The organism is Parablautia muri (genome assembly GCF_009917485.1).
GTDB lineage: Bacteria > Bacillota > Clostridia > Lachnospirales > Lachnospiraceae > Suilimivivens > Suilimivivens muri.
Window position 1 is genome coordinate 1 of record NZ_QZDT01000013.1, and the last position, 18,890, is coordinate 18,890.

Annotated in this window: 16 protein-coding genes and 1 other RNA gene; 3 read left to right on the top strand and 14 right to left on the bottom strand. The window is 43.8% G+C overall.

Annotated features, from left to right (window positions below):
- The 5 genes from D5281_RS09370 to D5281_RS09390 all read right to left on the bottom strand — a co-directional run.
- Positions 1 to 286, bottom strand: a 286-nt coding sequence (locus tag D5281_RS09370) for a response regulator (RefSeq protein ID WP_330584911.1), incomplete at its 3' end; no start/stop codon positions are given.
- A 90-nt stretch (positions 287 to 376) separates the two neighbouring features.
- Positions 377 to 1,243 (bottom strand): DUF362 domain-containing protein, encoded by an 867-nt coding sequence (locus D5281_RS09375; protein WP_160559908.1) that lies wholly within the window; start codon positions 1,241 to 1,243, stop codon positions 377 to 379.
- Positions 1,244 to 1,485: 242 nt separating this feature from the next.
- On the bottom strand, positions 1,486 to 2,946 hold the full coding sequence (locus D5281_RS09380) for an MATE family efflux transporter (RefSeq protein ID WP_160559909.1): 1,461 nt from the start codon (positions 2,944 to 2,946) through the stop codon (positions 1,486 to 1,488).
- A 23-nt stretch (positions 2,947 to 2,969) separates the two neighbouring features.
- Entirely contained in the window at positions 2,970 to 4,979 is a 2,010-nt protein-coding gene (locus D5281_RS09385; protein WP_160559910.1) for a beta-galactosidase, read from the bottom strand.
- Between the two features lie 162 nt (positions 4,980 to 5,141).
- A complete protein-coding gene (locus D5281_RS09390) occupies positions 5,142 to 5,516 on the bottom strand; it encodes a hypothetical protein (protein ID WP_160559911.1) in 375 nt (124 codons plus the stop codon).
- A gap of 335 nt (positions 5,517 to 5,851) precedes the next feature.
- On the opposite strand from D5281_RS09390, the gene vanR reads away from it, so the two are divergent.
- Positions 5,852 to 6,550, top strand: a complete 699-nt coding sequence (gene vanR, locus D5281_RS09395; protein ID WP_160559912.1) for a VanR-ABDEGLN family response regulator transcription factor — start codon at positions 5,852 to 5,854, stop codon at positions 6,548 to 6,550.
- Positions 6,528 to 7,685: a sensor histidine kinase gene (locus D5281_RS09400; protein WP_330584912.1), complete on the top strand. Its 1,158-nt coding sequence runs from the start codon at positions 6,528 to 6,530 to the stop codon at positions 7,683 to 7,685. Before vanR ends, D5281_RS09400 begins: the two co-directional genes overlap by 23 nt.
- 16 nt (positions 7,686 to 7,701) lie before the next feature.
- Here D5281_RS09400 and gpr read toward each other — a convergent pair whose 3' ends face one another.
- Positions 7,702 to 8,610, bottom strand: a complete 909-nt coding sequence (gene gpr / locus D5281_RS09405) for a GPR endopeptidase (RefSeq protein WP_160559914.1) — start codon at positions 8,608 to 8,610, stop codon at positions 7,702 to 7,704.
- A 282-nt stretch (positions 8,611 to 8,892) separates the two neighbouring features.
- Between gpr and rpsT the strand changes: the two genes are divergently transcribed.
- Positions 8,893 to 9,156, top strand: coding sequence for a 30S ribosomal protein S20 (rpsT, locus tag D5281_RS09410; protein WP_330584913.1), 264 nt, complete (start codon positions 8,893 to 8,895; stop codon positions 9,154 to 9,156).
- Between the two features lie 125 nt (positions 9,157 to 9,281).
- Here the strand turns inward: rpsT and D5281_RS09415 are convergent, their stop codons facing one another.
- The 8 genes from D5281_RS09415 to D5281_RS09450 all read right to left on the bottom strand — a co-directional run bounded on the left by D5281_RS09415 (position 9,282) and on the right by D5281_RS09450 (position 18,560).
- Positions 9,282 to 10,199: a serine protease family protein gene (locus D5281_RS09415; protein WP_160559915.1), complete on the bottom strand. Its 918-nt coding sequence runs from the start codon at positions 10,197 to 10,199 to the stop codon at positions 9,282 to 9,284.
- Positions 10,200 to 10,255: 56 nt separating this feature from the next.
- Positions 10,256 to 10,654, bottom strand: an RNA gene (rnpB, locus tag D5281_RS09420) — RNase P RNA component class A.
- A 112-nt stretch (positions 10,655 to 10,766) separates the two neighbouring features.
- Positions 10,767 to 12,422: a nucleoside kinase gene (locus tag D5281_RS09425; RefSeq protein ID WP_160559916.1), complete on the bottom strand. Its 1,656-nt coding sequence runs from the start codon at positions 12,420 to 12,422 to the stop codon at positions 10,767 to 10,769.
- 20 nt (positions 12,423 to 12,442) lie between these two features.
- Positions 12,443 to 13,192, bottom strand: a complete 750-nt coding sequence (locus D5281_RS09430) for a tRNA (adenine(22)-N(1))-methyltransferase (protein WP_160559917.1) — start codon at positions 13,190 to 13,192, stop codon at positions 12,443 to 12,445.
- Positions 13,192 to 14,418, bottom strand: coding sequence for an RNA polymerase sigma factor RpoD (gene rpoD, locus D5281_RS09435; RefSeq protein ID WP_160559918.1), 1,227 nt, complete (start codon positions 14,416 to 14,418; stop codon positions 13,192 to 13,194). Before rpoD ends, D5281_RS09430 begins: the two co-directional genes overlap by 1 nt.
- 85 nt (positions 14,419 to 14,503) lie before the next feature.
- Positions 14,504 to 16,276 (bottom strand): DNA primase, encoded by a 1,773-nt coding sequence (dnaG, locus tag D5281_RS09440; RefSeq protein WP_160559919.1) that lies wholly within the window; start codon positions 16,274 to 16,276, stop codon positions 14,504 to 14,506.
- A 134-nt stretch (positions 16,277 to 16,410) separates the two neighbouring features.
- Positions 16,411 to 17,415 (bottom strand): deoxyguanosinetriphosphate triphosphohydrolase, encoded by a 1,005-nt coding sequence (locus D5281_RS09445; RefSeq protein ID WP_160559920.1) that lies wholly within the window; start codon positions 17,413 to 17,415, stop codon positions 16,411 to 16,413.
- A 218-nt stretch (positions 17,416 to 17,633) separates the two neighbouring features.
- A complete protein-coding gene (locus D5281_RS09450; protein ID WP_160559921.1) occupies positions 17,634 to 18,560 on the bottom strand; it encodes an alpha/beta hydrolase in 927 nt (308 codons plus the stop codon).
- Positions 18,561 to 18,890: the final 330 nt, after the last annotated feature.

Consider the following 18,890-nt stretch of genomic DNA (forward strand, 5'->3'; position numbering starts at 1 on the left):
AATAAACAAAATGTTTACTCGCTGTAAAAAGAATCCTAACTGCAATGTTGTCCTTATCTAAATGACATTGGGATATATACCCACGTATTTTTTCACAAACCTTAAGCCCGTCCATTCCAGGCATATTGATATCCAGCAAAACAAGGTCAGGATTGTGCGCTGCCAGCTTTAAAGCCGCCTCGCCGCTGTATGCCGTGTAAACCTGAAAGGAGCGCATTTCAAAATAACTCTTTAACATATCCACAACGCCTTTTTCATCATCCACGATCAATAATTTTTCACGCACAGTTTCCTTTTCCTTCTCCTTCTCCTTCCCCTTTCTTTCTATATCTTTGGATTATATCCTTGGATTATATTCTTGATAAAGAATGCCTGTTTATTCAACTTCTATCAACTCATATTCCCTTGTTCCAAAGCCCAGCTCAGCTGCTGCCTCAACCGTGTGCACACCATTCCTTGACTCAATTCGCTCCAGCAAATGCTCTCTCCCCGGGTCATCTGATGCGTAAACCAAATCCAGACATGCCTGATCAATTGCAATTGGATCCAATGAAACTAAAATGCCAATATCCTTCATGCATGGATCCTCCGCAACCGCACAGCAGTCACAATCCACTGACATATTTTTCATTACATTGACATAGACTACATTTCCCTGAAAATACTCTACCACGGAGGATGCCGCATCTGCCATGGATTCCAAAAAAGAATCGTGATCCGATTTCCACATTTTTTTAGGTTTTCCCACCCCATGAATGTATGCTTTACCATAGGAAGATGCAATACCAATCGACAGCTGCTTAATCGCTCCGCCAAAACCTCCCATAGGATGCCCCTTAAAATGAGATAACACTAACAAGGAATCGTAATTGGCCAGATTTTTCCCTACAAAATTTTTATCAATGCGTCTCCCCTTTGGAATGGGAAGTTCCAAATCCGGCCCCTCTCCATCTAACAGGTCAACCTGAAAATGATTGCTCCATCCGTGTTCATCCAATGTTTGCAGATGTTTTTTTGTTGTGTCGCGACTACCTTTATAAGCTGTATTGCACTCCACAACGGTTCCTCCCACCTTGTCAATGACAGGTTTCCAAAATTCCGGCCGCAAAAAATTTTGATTGCCTACTTCCCCTGAATGTACTTTAACCGCTACTTTCCCTGTCAGCTCTTTTCCACACATCTGATAAAGATCCAGAACCTTTTTTGGTGTGATTGTCCTGGAAAAATAAACCTTTTCTTTCATGAAAATCCTCCATCCTGCCAACACCTGCCAATTTGGGCGTTAGCACAAATTTGTCTGTGAAAAATTTATTTTTCACAGTATCCTCCATGCTTCCAACAGCCCTCAAATTTGGGCGTTAGCACAAATTTGTCTGTGAAAAATTTATTTTTCACAGTAATACCTCCTGTAATAACAATTATCTTTCCCACGCATCTGCAACATTACTTATCATCTGTAACACTTTTTAGGAACTGGTCAGTTACCTATTGGGGCTTTTCCACAGCAAGCCCACAGTTATTTTTTACACTGATTCCATGATTTTGGCGAAATTCCCCAATTGTCTTAACACCCTCGTCCGATACCGGCTTCAGCCACTTTCCGGAATACATATGGCACTGCATAATGATATAGCGAATCGGCTCATCCACATAACACAGGGCAAATACCACCAGGAAGGGAGCATGAAACACATAGTTAGACAGGTACACGCAAGGCAGCACCATCAGATACATAAAAGTAATCTCCATAATAGAGCCAAAGGCCGCATCACCAGCCGAACGGTAGGCATCATTTTGTACCCAGTTTCCCATACGGATGAGGGCCGCAATACCATAAAGAATCATCATTCCCGTGCCAATCCGGTAGGATTCCCCGCTAAGTCCCATCGCATGGAGCAAAGGATTGTGAACCATAAACACCACAAGATAAACTGTACCGATTAAAGCGCTGCACATATAGACCAGTCGTTTTGCTCTCTGAAAGGCAATCTCGTGGTTTCCGGCGCCCACTTCTTTTCCCACCAAAACAGTAGCGGCATTGGAAAATCCACTGAAAAAGGCAATCACAAGTCCTTCCAATGTCCGGAACACTGCCACTGCCGCAATGGCCTTTTCACTCTGGTGCCCTAATACAATGTTAATCATCATATTCCCTACGCCAATCATAACTTCGTTACAGATAATCGGAAAGCATTTCTGCAGATACTGTTGGACAAACTTCCGGTTCCAGCGAAAATGTTTGGAAAACTCCAGCACATAAGGAATTCTATTTTTCAGGATAAAGAACAATAAAATCAATAAATTAACGCCTCCTGCCAGAACCGTTCCCAGGGCAGCTCCCCGCACTCCCATTTTCGGAAAACCAAATTTTCCAAAAATCAGGAGATAATTAAAAAAACAGTTTGCGGCCACCGAGGCCATTCCGCCATACAGCGGGATTTTCACCTGCTCAATGGAACGCAGCAAAGCGCTTACCGCCATAGCCAATACCTGCAGAATATATGCAAAGCCTACAATCCTCAGGTAGGAAATTCCAATCTGCTGGATTTCCGGCTTATCCGTATAAATATTCATAATAAAGCCGGGCGCCCCCAAAGCAAGAAAACTGAAAACAATGCCCACAGTCATCATAAAGGAAAGGGTAATGCCAAAGGAACGGGTAATGCCATCATCATTTTTCGCTCCCCAATATTGGGCAAAAAACAGCATACCGCCCCCTACAAATCCCCAATATCCTGCAAACATCAAACTCGAAAACTGGGCACATAAACCTACGGCCCCCACAGTCTTCTCTCCTAAGGAGGCCAGCATCATAGTATCAACCATGCTCCCTGTGGTGGTCAAAAGATTTTGCATCGCTACCGGCACCGCAATGATCGCGATATGCCTGATAAAATAATTCCAGTCAAATTTTTCTGTGTTTGTTCTTAGTTTCATTCGTTTCATACCGGCTTTCCACTGTTTTTCGCTTACTCGGACTCAATCACTCTAACATTCCACGGTTCAATGCTAAGCGCCTCTCCACCCGCAATCTTTATTCCAGATATCAAATCATGTCCTGATGGAAGATTGCTTTGGGCTGTCTGCTTCTCGGCAGAATAGTTCAAATAAAATCTTACGTCCTTTCCCAAATCATTTTTCCCTTTTCTTACAATCACCGGGAACCGTTCACTGGGTATTTCCACCTTAGCTTCCTGCAAAGCGTCCTGTAATACCTTTTCCAGAACCTCTTTTCCTGTCATGCATCCCAAATAGAAAGCGCATCCCTTGCCAAATCTGTTCTTCGTAATAGCAGCATATTTCTTCCAATTATAATGATCATAAAAGGCAAGCGCCTGGGCTCCTTCCGGTACCAGCATTTCCATAAAAACTTTCGCCCTTTTGTCCTCAATTCCCTCTACTGCTTCGCCGCCTAAATCTACATTTTTAGGCGCTGTAAACTGATGATATTTCACCCCAAGGCACTCTCTTAAAATGTGGGGCTGTACCTTATGGCTAACCTTTACATTTTCATCCGTAAAACCACTCTTAAAGGTAGTCACCAAATTGCCGCCGTCCTTTACGTATTGGTTCAGCTGCCGAAGCAGCCCCTCCGGCGATGCATAAAGAGCGGGTACCACAATCATTTTATACCGGCCAAAATTTTCTGACTCAGGCCAGAGGAAATCACACTCAATATTCATTTCATAAAGGGTATCATAAATCCAACGCACAACATCGTTATAAACAATACTTTCGCCCCCTGTTAAAGCGCCAATTCTAAACCATTTAAGAGCTGTCAGGGCTTCATTGCTCACCAGGATTGCCACCTCGTTTTTCTTTTTCAGATTCACCAGATGGCTGCCTATCTTTCCAAACTCCTGCCCTATGGTGCAGGCCTCCAGATAGGTATCATTTTCCTCAAAGTCATGACTTAACAGGCCTTTCCAATAGGTCTCTGCGGAATTATGGATAGAGTGCCAGTGCCAGTACATAACGCTGTTGGCACCGGAAGCAATATGGCTGTAGGCCTGCAGACGCAGCTGCCCTTTGTAGGGCGTCCATTCCGGGAATCCTTGGGCCTCGGTTTCAATCACAAGATAATTATCCTGCTTTAAAGACCTTGTCATATCACCGCCAAAAGCAATCTCCGCCCCTGTCAAATCGTCCTGGGTGGGATGGTAAATATCCACACCGGCAATGCTGAAAGCCTTTGCCGCCTGATAGTGATTCACATCCGGCTGAACACCGTAAGAATGCCCACGCCATTCAAAGTCAAAATTATGTGTGATAAACTGATCTTCCCTGCAATATTCCCTTACAATATCCGACTGCCAGCTTAAGAACTCGTCCACCAGGGAACGCTGAAATTTTTCAAACTCCGCCCCCAGACTTCCGTTGATGGTTCCCCTCACATCCGGGAAATCCTCCCACCCATTGATTCTGTTACTCCAATAATCCAGTCCGAAGGCATCATTCAGAGCTTCTAAATCATTGTGAAATTTTTCCCGCAGATATTTAACAAATTTCTCCTGGACATTTTTACCTGCCGTCCCATAATACTTTGTTTCATTGTCAAGCTGAAATCCAATCACACACTTTCTGTGGGCAGTATGCTCCATAAGCTTCCGAATCACTCTCTCCCCGAAAAAACGGTATACCGGATGGGAAATATCCATAATCTGACGGGCCCCGTAAATTCCTCTCCCCTTTACCGTTGTGGCAAGCACATCCGGATAGGATTTCACCATCCATGTAGGAATCGCATAAGTTGGCGTGCCGATTATCACAGAAATTCCTGCTTCCTCCATAGCATCCATTACCCGCTCCACATGAGAAAAATCAAATACGCCCTCCTGAGGCTCACAGGTACTCCATGTGGACTCCGCAATTCTCACCACATTGATTCCCGCTTTTTTCATCATGGCCACATCCTGGGCAAGCCGATCGCAGGGCATGTACTCATCATAATAGGCCGCTCCAAAAAGAAGCTCTTTCATTCATACATCCTCCGTTTTTCATAGTTTTAACATAATGTATCGTTAGTATAACATCCCCTAATTCCGGACGCAACTAACGTTTGTGCTCTGTTACAAAATTTTTATACACACCAAATCAGCCCATTGCATGCAGGATTTCCAGCTTCTCCCAAACATGCCTTACTAATATTTGTCAGGATAATCCGTTCCTGTCTCACCGGACATTTTTCGTATGTATTTTTCCGGTTCCCGCCTCATATTCAGCAAGGTGTCAAAGGCCAGCAAAAGCATCCTGTCACCATTTTGTCTGGTTCCGCTGTTATCCCGGTCAAGCCGTGCCTTAAAATGGTCCATCTGCCAGACCATAACGTCTACCACCGTATAGCCCTGTATCTTCGCCTTGCAGGCAAAATTCCCGTGCTCCATATAATAAACCAGTTCCTGGTATATTTCTTCATCCTCCTTAAGCTGCTCCCAAAAACCTTTGGCAAACGCCTCATCTTCCCCCGCATACTGACATAAACTCTGTATAAAAGCAATTACTGTTTCCGCTCCCAATTTCTTTCCTCCTGCTTTACTTATTTCTTTATCTCCAAGACAAATCCCGATCAGCCTAATTATAATCTGTTTTTTACGGAAACACAATTTGAAAAGGAATCGTACACGGAAATCAATTTCCAAACAAAGAATTTTATCAAAACTTATGAAAATCTTAATCTTTTTCCTGTATCAAAATGAAGTGTCAGCTCGTTATATCTGTTATAATAAAAGAGATTGTCAATCAAAACAGCGGATATCATAATATCATAAGATTAAATGACTACAAAAGAAAACAAACGCTGTCACGCTTTGCGGGCCAGCTTCTTGTAACAAATTCACCAGGAGGGATTCTTATGAGCGAAAAAATACTGATCGTTGACGATGAAAAGGAAATCACAGATTTGATTTCTCTTTACCTGCAAAATGAAAATTATACTGTTTATGCATTTTATGATCCTTTAGAGGCATGGAAGCTTGCCGAAACGGAGGAATTGGATCTTGCTATTTTAGATGTGATGATGCCCAAAATGGACGGCTTTAAGCTCTGCCAAAAAATTCGTGAAAATCACAACTACCCGATTATTATGCTTACTGCCAAGGAGGAGGAAACCGATAAGATAACCGGTCTGACGCTTGGCGCTGATGATTACATGACCAAGCCCTTCCGCCCCTTGGAATTAATTGCCCGCGTAAAGGCCCAGCTTAGAAGATACAAAAAGTATAATCAGACTGCTCCTTCTGAGGATTCTCAGATTATCGTCCACGGCAGCCTTATGCTCAACAGTCTGACCCACGAATGCACCTTGGACGAAAAGCCCCTTTCGCTAACGCCTACGGAATTTACAATTCTTTATGTACTCTGTCAGAAAAAGGGACAGGTTATCAGCGCGGAAGAACTGTTCCATGCAGTGTGGGGTGAAGAATATTTCAGCAAAAGCAATAATACCATCACCGTTCATATCAGGCATCTGCGTGAAAAAATGAATGATTCCTTTGAGGACCCGAAATATATTAAAACTGTCTGGGGGTGTGGATACAAGATTGAAGGTTAAGGATAAGACCAAATCTATTATATATCTGGTGATTTTCCTATCTCTTGCACTGGGAATCGGCTATGGAATTTACTATCTGGCAGACGTTGTCTTTAACGGTTCCTTTCTTGACTGGATAGCGGAACATTATTTTTATATAGAAGATCAGTTTGATTATGCTGCAAACATGATCAGACACTACTACCACCCTAACTGGCACAAAATAAAAGAGCTTATTTTAACCTTATTTTTCATCCAACTTGTGGTATTTGTAGTATCTGTTTATCTGATTTCCCATTTTTATGCCAAAAGTCAGGTAAAAAAATCAATCTCAAAAACCAGCCGTATGCTCTTAACCTACATGCATCATGACATTGACTCCAATGATGTTTTTCCTCCTTCCTACATGGAGGTAGCTTCTCAGATTGTACAGATTAAATCCACCATGCAGCGCCATGAACAGGCCATGCGGGATGAAACAGCCCGCCGCAATGACCTGATTACTTATCTTGCCCATGATCTAAAGACCCCTCTTACTTCGGTTATCAGTTACCTTGACCTGTTAGAGGAAGCTTTTGATATGCCCGAGACCCAAAAGAAAAAATATATCCACATTACCCTTGAAAAGGCCCTCAGACTGGAAAAACTCATCAACGAATTTTTTGAAATCACCAGGTACAACCTTCAGCAAATCGTACTGGAAAAGGAAACCATTGACCTGTCCTTTATGCTGATGCAGCTGACTGATGAGTTTTATCCCCTTCTCACCAACCACGGTAATACCATAGAATTACAGGCAGAGGAAGGGCTTACTGTGTATGGAGATTCCATGAAGCTGGCCAGAGTATTTAACAATATTTTGAAAAATGCCATATCCTACAGCTATCCAAACTCTCCTATCAAGGTTTTCGCCGGGAAACGTGAAAAGGATATATTTATCTGCTTTATCAACCAGGGAAAGACCATCCCCGCCGAAAAACTCAACGCAATTTTTGAAAAATTTTTCCGTATGGATGAAGCCCGGAGTACAAATACCGGTGGCGCCGGCCTTGGACTTGCCATTGCCAAAGAAATCGTCACTCTGCATGGTGGAACCATCAACGCATCCAGCGAAAATGAAATGACCACCTTTAGTGTCACTTTGCCTCTGTATTAAAAGCTTCTTAAATTTCCTAAACCTCAAGCGCACTGTTTAATGCATTACATATGATATGGCTGATTTGCTTAATCTCATAATCTACATCCTTACCGGTCACATACATATTATAAAGTTCCCCTAGGCCGGCCAGCAGATTATCCTGTATTTCCAGAGGTTCCTCTCCTGTCTGGCGCATCATTTTTTCAAAGGCATCGCTTACGATAGTTGCCGCATCTACCACAGTGGGAACTCCTATGGCAATAACCGGCACGCCAAGAGCCTCCTGGGTAATCGCATTTCTGTGATTCCCAACCCCAGATCCCGGATGAATCCCTGTATTGGTAATCTGGATGGTTCTGTTAAGACGCTTGGTAGAGCGGGCAGCCAGGGCATCGATCACCACCACCACATCCGGCTTTGTTTTTTCCACCACTCCCTTGATAATCTCCTGAGACTCCATGCCTGTCTTTGCCATAACCCCCGGCACCAGACCGCTGACCATATGGACTTTTTTTTGATTAAAAGCCGCCTTTCCATATTCCTTCACCATATGCCTTGTAATGGTAAGATTATCTACCACATTTGGACCTAATGCATCTGCCGTCACATCACGGTTTCCAAGTCCCACCACCATCACAGAAAGTTCTTTATCTATATCAGGTATAATCTTTTTAAGCTGTACCGCAAGTTCCTTTGCAATCTCCTCATGGTAATCCTCGTCCGGCAAAGCCATAGCTGGCGCCTCCAATGTTATATAAGTGCCTATAGGCTTTCCCATTGCCTTAGCTCCATTCATAGTCTCTATTACCACCTTGGTAATGCGAAGCTCACTTTCTTCCTTATATTCTTCTTCCACCGAAACGCCTCTGCACTCCTTAGCACCCTCCTCCATATTTTCCCGTACCTCAAGGGCTAAATCTGTCCTCACTCTTAAGCTGCTCATCTTCCCTCCTGCCCCACGAAACATTATCCTGTTTCCACAAGCTTATTTATGATCCATTGGATAAAATATTTTACTTCAGATGTTACTTTTAAAATTTGCCAATCACCAGCACTGTAAAAAGTAACCTTCCAAAACAGTAATTTCCAAATATTCTTCATTTATGTATTGACAGATACTCTTTTCACGGATAAAATAATACATGTGTGTTTACATTAAGACGTCCGTGTCTCCGGCTTTAATGAAACATCAAGAAACTGATGAATGTAATAGGAGGTGTACATCGTGGCTAACATCAAATCTGCAAAGAAGAGAATCTTAGTGAATAGAACCAAGGCTGAGAGAAATAAAGCAATCAGATCCGGCGTTAAGACAGCAATCAAGAAAGTAAATGCTGCCATTGAAGCAAACGATAAGGATGCTGCTGCAAAAGCTTTAGTTGCTGCTACAGCTACTATCGACAAAGCTACCAGCAAAGGCGTTTATCATAAGAATACAGCTTCCAGAAAAGTATCACGTTTAGCTTTAGCTGTAAACAAGATGGCTTAATTTTACTATTTGTAATATATGATATATGTGTTTATACAAACAGGTATAAATTTACCAGCTCATATCGTCCTCATGAGCTGGTTTTTTATTGCAATAAGCCATCTTGCGTAGCATGAGGCTGTTTGTTATTTACCCTTTACAATTTTTTCATACGCTGCATCAATCGTTTGTGCCGGAACAGCTGCAATCTCACTTTGCAATGTACCTCCGGAGAGCATTCCCAGATAATACCCATGCCCGTCAAAGACACCGCACCCTGACATGCCCGGAATCGCATCTCCCTTTCCATAAAGCATTTCTGCCTGAAAATCCTCCAAAAAAAGGATTGCCCCTACCACTTCCCCCTGCCTCATCACAGGCGCATTCCATTCAGAAGCCATATCCACCATAAAAAATTTACGTCCGGCTTCCGGAATCACTATTTCCAAGTCTTTTGCTCCATTTCCTATACGCTGCTGTTCCATTCTAATTTCCCGAAAGAAAAGAAGCTCCTCATAAGTAAATTCTTCCACAGAAATACTGACAAAGCCAACATCAGCCTCATCCGAAACGCCAAGCGCCATCCCTTCCGAAACCCTTCCATTAAAAAAAGTCACGTAGCTGTCCTCATTCCAGTACTGCAATACGTGCCTGTTTGTCACAAGGATTATTTCATTTTCCGTCATCTTGTAAATGCTGCCACTTCCATAATGCCCTTTAACCTGAAATCGGACGCAGCTACGCAGCACATTGTCAAAAGCCTTTTGTAAATCCTCCTCCTCCAAATAAGGGGTATATGCCAGCCCAAGCATCACCATTCCCTTATAGTCGCTTTCCAGCGTGGTAGCCTGAATCAACGATATCCGCCTTTCCTCCCCGCTCCCAGAGGTGACTGCCCCTAAAGCTCCTGCTCCCAATGCTTCTTCCCCAGAAGCATTGGGCTGAGAAGCAACTGGCTGGTAGATGGATGACTTACTTGCAAATAAAGTAACTAGTCCCATCATAAACAGTATGGCAAGAAGCTCATAAACTCTTTTTTTATATCTCATAATCTCATATTTCATTCCTTCCTGCTTACGCTCCAACAAAAAATTGTAATGAAAAAGCGATAAAAAAGCAGAAATCAAGCAGGACGATAAGCCGGGTTATGTCGTGAATGATCATCTATCTAGTACTGCTGTTGCCAACAGTCTCAAGCGACCTACCTGAAAGCTCGCCGGGCAAGCTATAGCGCTTTCTATTTGGTCTTGCTTCGGATGGGGTTTACATGTGCCCTGCCCGTTACCGTGCAGGCGGTAGTCTCTTACACTGCCTTTCCACCCTTACCACACAAGCCTTGGCACTAAACGCCAGGCACTATTGCCCGGTGCGCTTAGATAGCAGGCTCATTTTGTGGCGGTTTATTTCTGTTGCACTGGCCTTGGAGTCACCTCCACCGGACGTTATCCGGCATCCTGCCCTGTGAAGCCCGGACTTTCCTCACCTGTAAATTTACAGCCGCGATCATTTATCCTACTTGATTTCCTTTTTTACTTTTTCTATAAAAGCACTTCCCATGCAATTGAAAGTCCCCCGGATTTTTCCACATCAATCAAGGTTCCGCTGCCGATACAGTTTCCGAAAGCTGCCTTCTACACATGGAAATAACTTCCGCCAATAAACTCCCTGCAGATGGAGTTGGCAGGCACATTGACACTGTCAATTCCCTGGAAATACTCAAAGAACTTCAGCAGTCTCTTTGCCTCATAGTATTCCGGCTCCCCTTTCCGAATGCTGAAAAGAAGGGGCTCCGCATATTGCTTTAACACAGCCAGTTCATAAATGAGCACGGAATTAAACATTTCATTTGCACTCTCCTGGTAAGGGAAAATATACTGTTCCTCGCCTCTCCTTACCGACTGCCACATTGCTATGGTGTTCTTAGCGCTGGTCCCCCTGGTTCTGGCATCCCGCACCAATCTGCGAATCAGTCTGCCGTCAGTGGTTGGAATACGGTTGTGCTCGTCAATATTCAGGCTGGTGAGCGCGCTGATATAAATCTTGAACTTATTTTCATCCGGCATGGAAATGGTAGTGGCCGGATTCAGCCCATGAATGCCCTCAATCACAAGGATATCCTCAGAACCTAATTTTTTCACATTGCCATGATATTCCCGTTTTCCAAGCTTAAAATTAAACTGCGGCAGCTCTACGCTCTCTCCCCTAAGGAGCCTGTTCATGTCCTCATTAAACTGTTTTAAATCAATAGCCTCCAGACACTCAAAGTTATAGTCTCCATTCTCATCCCTTGGGGTATTCTCCCGGTTTACGAAATAATCATCCAGGGCAATGGGATGGGGTTTCATTCCGTAGGTTCTAAGCTGAATAGAGAGCCTGTGGGAAAAAGTAGTTTTTCCGGAGGAGGAAGGGCCTGCAATCACCACAAATTTCACATTTCCTTTGTCCACAATCTCCTTGGCAATCTCGCCAATCCTTCTTTCCTGCAACGCCTCCTGCACCAAAATCATATCGTTCATTCGCCCATCGCAGATTGCATCATTCAAATCTCCCACGGAATCAATTTCCATCATTTCTCCCCAATGAGAGGAGGTCATTAATGTATGGAAAAACTTTTCTCTTGGTTCAAAAAATTCTATCTTGGTGGGGTCCGCCTTTTCCGGTATCAGCAGTAAAATCCCGCCTTCATAGCGCATCACATCATAATATTTCAGATAGCCTGTGCTTGGAAGCATATAGCCATAATAGTAATCGTAATACCCATCCAAACAGTAAATATTGACAAAAGAGCTGCGGCGGTAGCGGAACAGCTTTTCCTTATCGTACATTTTGTATTGATGGAAAATCTCCATAGCTTCGTCAATCGGATAGGACCTTTTCACAATCGGCAGATCACTTTCCGTCAGCTCATGCATTCTTTTTGCAATCTGTTTCACATGGGATCCGGTAAGTTTCTCGTCCATTTTAACATTACAGTAATATCCCTGGCCAATGGCAAATTCTACCTTTACCTTTTTAACCTTGTCCGATCCCAGCACGTCATAAATTGCCTTAATCAGTGTCATCAGACCTGTCCGCACATATGTCTTATGTCCAATATCATCTCTGATTGTGAGAAACGATAACTGACAATCCTTATCTGCTTTTTTATGTAATTCCCTTATTTTCCCATTTTCAAGCACCAGCGCTATCATATCCCCGTAAGAAGGCTGGTATTCTTTTGCTATTTCCTCAAAAGCGATCCCCTTAGGATACTTTTTCGGAACCCCATCAATTGTAATTGTTACCATGTAATCCCTCCATCATTAAATTATAATCTTCCGTAACCCCCGCTCTCCAACACGCACCCGCAAATTTTTGCTGCCTTTTCCAAGTGCTCCATTTCCCTCTCAAGCTCACACAATCTTTGCTCCGCCCGGCTGCTGCCTTCGGCCGTAGACAGTTCTGCTCTCAATTTAAGGCAGTTTTCCCACTCTTTCTTTAAATACATGATGAGTGTCGGATTCTTTTTTTGTAAAAGCACCGGGCCAAAACGACAGCAAAGTTCTTCCTCATAAGGTAAAGAGCACATTTTCCCCTGCACCGCCTTTATCATGGGATAAAATTTTCCATCCTCCCACACCATTTCTTCCTGACAAATCGAATAACCTTTCTCTTTTAAAAATCTCCGAAAGGCTAAAATTTCTGACTGGGGCTGCAAAATAAGTTCTTCAAAATCCTTTGTTTTTTCCGGCTCCGCCTCCAGGATTTTCCGCATCAGCCGTCCGCCCATTCCCGCGCAAATAAGGGTATCCGCCTCCCCTGTCTGATATGCTCTAAGTCCGTCTGAGCGCCGCAGCGCTATGTACTCCTCAAGCCCCGCCCTTTCAACATGCTCTCTGGCCCTGCGTAAAGGCCCTTCTTTAATGTCCATGGCAAGTACTTTAGGTGAAATCCCGCTTTGTACCAAGTAAATCGGAACATAGCCATGGTCACAGCCCACATCCACAACCCGATTTTTTTCCCTTACCATATCCGCCACAGCCTTTAATCTGGCTGATAAAACTACCGCAGCTCCCATCAGTCCAGATAATCCTTCAGCTTTCTGCTTCTGCTGGGATGACGGAGCTTGCGCAGTGCCTTTGCTTCAATCTGCCTAATACGCTCTCTGGTGACGTTAAACTCCTTCCCCACTTCCTCTAAAGTTCTGGCACGCCCATCGTCTAATCCAAAACGCAGACGCAGCACCTTCTGTTCTCTTTCCGTAAGGGTTCCAAGCACTTCTATCAGCTGCTCTTTTAACAATGTGAAGGCGGCCGCATCCGCCGGAACCGGTACATTATCATCCTGTATAAAATCCCCCAGATGTGAATCTTCCTCCTCACCGATAGGTGTCTCCAGCGAAACAGGTTCCTGAGAAATCTTTAAGATTTCACGGACACGCTCAACCGGCAGAGTCATTTCCTCCGCAATCTCCTCAGGGGTAGGTTCCCGCCCAAGCTCCTGCAAAAGCTGTCTGCTTACGCGAATCAGCTTATTGATCGTTTCCACCATATGCACAGGAATACGGATGGTTCTTGCCTGGTCTGCAATTGCCCGGGTGATAGCCTGGCGGATCCACCAGGTTGCATAAGTGGAAAATTTATATCCTTTGCGGTAGTCAAACTTCTCTACCGCCTTTATAAGCCCCAGATTCCCTTCCTGAATCAAATCCAAAAAGAGCATACCACGGCCCACATAACGCTTGGCAATGCTGACCACCAGACGAAGGTTTGCTTCCGCTAAGCGTTTCTTAGCCTCGTCCCCTACATCCAGTTCTATTTTAAGTCTTTGTATTTCTTCCTTTAAATCCTCGGCCTCCTCACCCTTTAGATTCTCTAAGCGCTTTTCCAAAATAACAAGCTTTTCCTTTGCCACCGCGCCGTTTTCCATTTTCTGGGCAAGCTCAATCTCCTCCTCCGCATTTAAGAGGGGCACTTTGCCGATTTCCTTTAAATACATTCTGACAGGATCCTCAATGCTGACGCCGTCAGGAACAGAAAGGTCAATGTTCTCCACATCCACCTCGTCCTCCTCTGTCAGTATGATTTCCTCGTCATCCACATCATCCACTTCTGTGATGCGCAAAACATCCACATTATTCTGTTCAAGAGTCTCTAATATTTTATCAAATTGTTCCTCACCAATGGGCATATCAGTAAAATAATCTACCACTTCCTGATATTCCAAAACGTTCTTTTTCTTCTTGGCAATGGCCAGAAGTCCTTTTAACTTCTCGTCAAACTTTGCCTGTGTGTTTTCATCCATTCTGGTTTTCCGTCCTTCCTAACTTTATAAACATTGTAACATAATAGAGAAACATAACTGTTACTAAACATTACCATTATTGGCCTTAATTAAGGGAAATATGCGTTTTGCTAAGTTCTTCCAGCGCTTTTTTCCCTTCAATCATCTGATTTAACATAAGCACATCCGCACTGGCCTGCTCCGTAAAGTAATTCAGGCTCTCCCGTTTAACCGCTACAAGTATATCATGAAATGCCTTCTCCTTTTCTGTTTGGGCGCTTAATTCCATAAGCTTCGTGTTAAAGAGAGCGGCTGCCTCCCTCTGCTGCTCCTCATCTGTAAACATACTGATAATTGCCGCCGGATTGAAGGTGCCATTTTCCAAATCCTCGAAAAATTTTTCTGCCACCTTTTGATATAAATCCACCGTAAAATCTTTTGCAGAAATATATTTTTTGATTTTGGGGTAAAGATCCGGCTCCTCTGCTAACCATGTAAGCAAAAGTTTTTGGGGCTTTTTTTTGTTCTCCTCAGCATCTGTCTTTTTTTGGATGCCGGATTTAGGCCGCACAGCCATAGCCGCCATTCCCGTCTGCGCCGCATAGGATACCACAAGCTTGCGTAAATTGTCAAAACCTATGTGATATTTTTCTGCTACCGCCTCTATATAATTTTCTCTCTCTACTTCCTCCGAAAAACTGCAAAGCCTTCTGGCAATCTCCCTGTGGAATTTGGTCTTCGATTCCGGATCCTTTAAATCATAATCCCTCTCTAACATCCGAAGTTCAAAGAAAAAGCTGTTTTCCGCCTGCTCAATCCGCTCCCGGAACGCATCCTGTCCCAGATTTTTTATAAATTCATCTGGATCTTTATAGGGCTGTAAATTTAGAATTTTTCCGGTAAGCCCTGTCTCCTTTAAAATTCCGATTGCCCGCAGCGCGGCGCTGACCCCGGCTGTGTCACTGTCGTAAGCCAATATGATTTCCTGGGCATACCGCCGCAAAAGATTAGCCTGTCCCGCTGTAAACGAAGTTCCAAGAGATGCCACCGCCTGCGTAAAACCGGCCTGGTGCATGGCAATCACATCCATATAGCCCTCGCACAAAATGATATGATTTGTTCGGGCCGTCCGGGCAAAATTAAGGCCGTACAAATTCCTGCTTTTGTCAAAAATCATGGTTTCCGGAGAATTTAAATATTTGGGCTTGCCATCTCCCATTACCCGGCCTCCAAAACCAATTACCCTATGGTTGCCATCCTGAATGGGGAACATCACACGATTCCAGAACTTATCGTGTACCCCGTACTTTTCATCAAAGCTGGCAAGACCAGCCTCTATCATCAGCTTGTCCTCATATCCTTTGCTCTTTAAATAGCGGGTAAGGTCATCGCTGGTCACATGGGCAAAGCCCAACCCAAACTTTTTAATGGTTTCATCCGACAAAGCACGCTCTCTTAAATACCGGCAGCCAGCCTGTCCTCTTTCACTGCGAAGCTGATAATAAAAGTATTTGGCCGCCTCCTTGTTCACCTCCAAAAGCTTTGCCCTCTTACTCTCATTTTTACGCGCTTGTTCACTGTAATTTGTTTCCGGAAGGCTAACCCCTGCCCGCTGGGCTAAAAATTGAATCGCCTCCTCAAAGGAATAATTCTCATACTCCATAAGGAAGGTAAAAACATTCCCTCCCGCCCCGCAGCCAAAACAGTAATACATTTGTTTTATCTGGGAAACAGAAAAAGAAGGGGATTTCTCATTATGAAAAGGACAAAGTCCAAAATAATTACTCCCCTTTCTCTGTATTTTCACATATCCTGAAATGACATCCACAATATCATTTTTCATCCGTACTTCTTCTACCAATTCATCAGGATAATACATTCTTGATACCCCCTGCATACCGCAAGCACGGCTTGTGATGCTGCGCCGATACACGCCGCATACCGCCATCTGACCGCGATATCGCATTTATGTGCAAAAACATCTATCTGTTTTGGAAATCCTCATATTCCTTTTCAGCCATGCCAAGACTTGGGAATATAAATTTCCTCATACTTTGCTATGGCAAAACGATCCGTCATAGCTCCTATGTAGTCGCAGACCACTTTTTCCTCCGGTTCTCCTTTATGAATCAGTTTTTTAAAATCATCCGGCAAATGCTCCAGGCGTTTTCTGTAGTAGCTGTACAATGTCTGCATCAATATCTCCGCCTTGCCCTCCTCACTTTTTGCCTCTTTATTCTCATACACTCTCTCGAACATAAACCGGCGCAACTTCTGCATGGCCTTTGCCACCGGCTCCGACATCTGTATATCTTCTTTTCCGTAGCTGGTCGTAACCAAATCATGTATAAAATGATCCAGCCGCTCCCCCGTAGTATATCCAATCACATCACCGATTTCCCTGGGAACATCAGATTCCTTCAGAATTCCCGCTCGGACTGCATCATCCATGTCATGATGAATATAAGCAATCTTATCCGAAAAGCGCACAATTCTACCCTCTAAGGTATAAGGCATTCCCTTTGTCTGATGATTGCGGATACCATCACGCACCTCCATGGTAAGGTTTAACCCTGCGCCGCCTTTTTCCAGTAAATCTATGGTCCGCACACTTTGTTCGCTATGGCAAAAGCCGTACGGACAAACCTCATTTAGAGCCCTCTCACCGGCATGGCCAAAAGGCGTGTGTCCCAAATCATGGCCAAGGGCAATGGCTTCCACCAAATCCTCATTCATTCGAAGGGCCTTCGCAATGGTCCGCGCATTCTGAGACACTTCCAGCGTATGCGTCAATCTGGTCCTATAGTGATCTCCTTCCGGTGTAAGAAACACCTGGGTTTTATCCTTAAGCCGCCGGAAAGATTTAGAGTGCAATATTCTATCCCTGTCTCTTTGATAGACAGGGCGTATATCGCACTGTTCTTCCTCCCGCAGCCTTCCCCTCGAATTCCTGCTATGGGCTGCATATGGGCTTAAATAATCCACTTCTAACTGTTCCAGATTTTCTCGTATGTTCATTGATGGCTCCTGTATCCAAAACGTTTACCAGACAATGCAGCAGTTCAGATGAGCCGGACCGTTACATACGTCCATAACCGTTCCTAAGCAAAAAGAACTTCCTCCTATACTATTAATATTCGGCACCTATCCGTAAAATCCTTCTTTTATTTAAAATTTTGTAATATCTTAAATCTATTCCATGTCTTTTTCCCAGGCAGTCGCCGCCATACAAGCATTTACCGGCAGATATCATAAATAAATTCCGCATTTTTATCCATAGCGTCATAAGCCGTCTTTAAGGGTGACATCTGGAAAACATGCCACATTCCATCAAAAACATCCAGCTTCACAGATACATTTGCCTCTATCAGCTTTTTATGAAGCATAGTGGAGTCTGACAAAAGGATTTCGTTATTTCCTACCTGAATATACGTTGGCGGGAACCCTGCAAAATCCCCAAAAAGCGGAGAAATCATAGGATTTTTTAAATCCTGCCCTTCCACATAATTGTGTATCATCCTGTCTAGATATTCCGCATCAAGTACCGGATCTACCTCAGCCCTTGACTGATGCGTTTCCCCTGAGGAGGTAAGGTCACTCCAGGGCGACATGAGCATCAGCCCCCTTGGAAGCAGTCTTTCCTCCTCCTTGAGCTTTAGCACTAAGGATAAAGCCATGTTGCCCCCTGCCGAATCTCCTGCCACAATCACATCCCTTGCCCCATATCCCAAAAGCATCAAATAATTCCAGGCTCTCATGGCATCCTCCATCGCCGCCGGATAAGGATTCTCCGGCGCTAAACGATAGTCAAAGCACAATACATCCATAGATGTGCTTGATGCCATTTTCGTAGTAAGTGTTCTGGCATATAGCCGACTACCGGTAGAATAACCGCCTCCATGGCAATACAAAATCACATATTTTTTCATATGCGCACGGTTTACAGACACCCATTCACCTTCCATCTCTCCAATTTTCACACTGCGTATCAGAATCTCTTTGGAATTTCCAAGAAGCGCTCCCACATAATCCTGTGATTGACGGTGCTTTTCTATATCCGTATTTTCGATCATGCCATGTACCTTTCGTATCAGCCCCATCATGTTCTGATTTCTCGTTTCCGGTGATGTCTTTTTCCTCAATGCTTTATGATGAATCGTCATTATCAATCCTCCTGAATCATTGGCAGGTCTGCCTAAGCGAATCGGTTACGTTTCACTGGGTATCCAAACGTCCTTTGGCCAATCTGTGAAAGTAACCTAAGCGTTGTTTATCATTTTAGTATTCCCGACCATTTTAACACATTTTTCTATTTTTGTGGTATACTAAATATCAACCTGGAGCATATTTAGAAATTGCTCTGTGGTTATCATTACTTTTCCCATAACAAGGCGGACTAATCCATTGAAAAGAAAACAAAATAATTCCACACACCAAACCGAGAAATCAAATAAATCCGACAGAAAAAATCAAACTTCGCCTTCTTCCGCGGC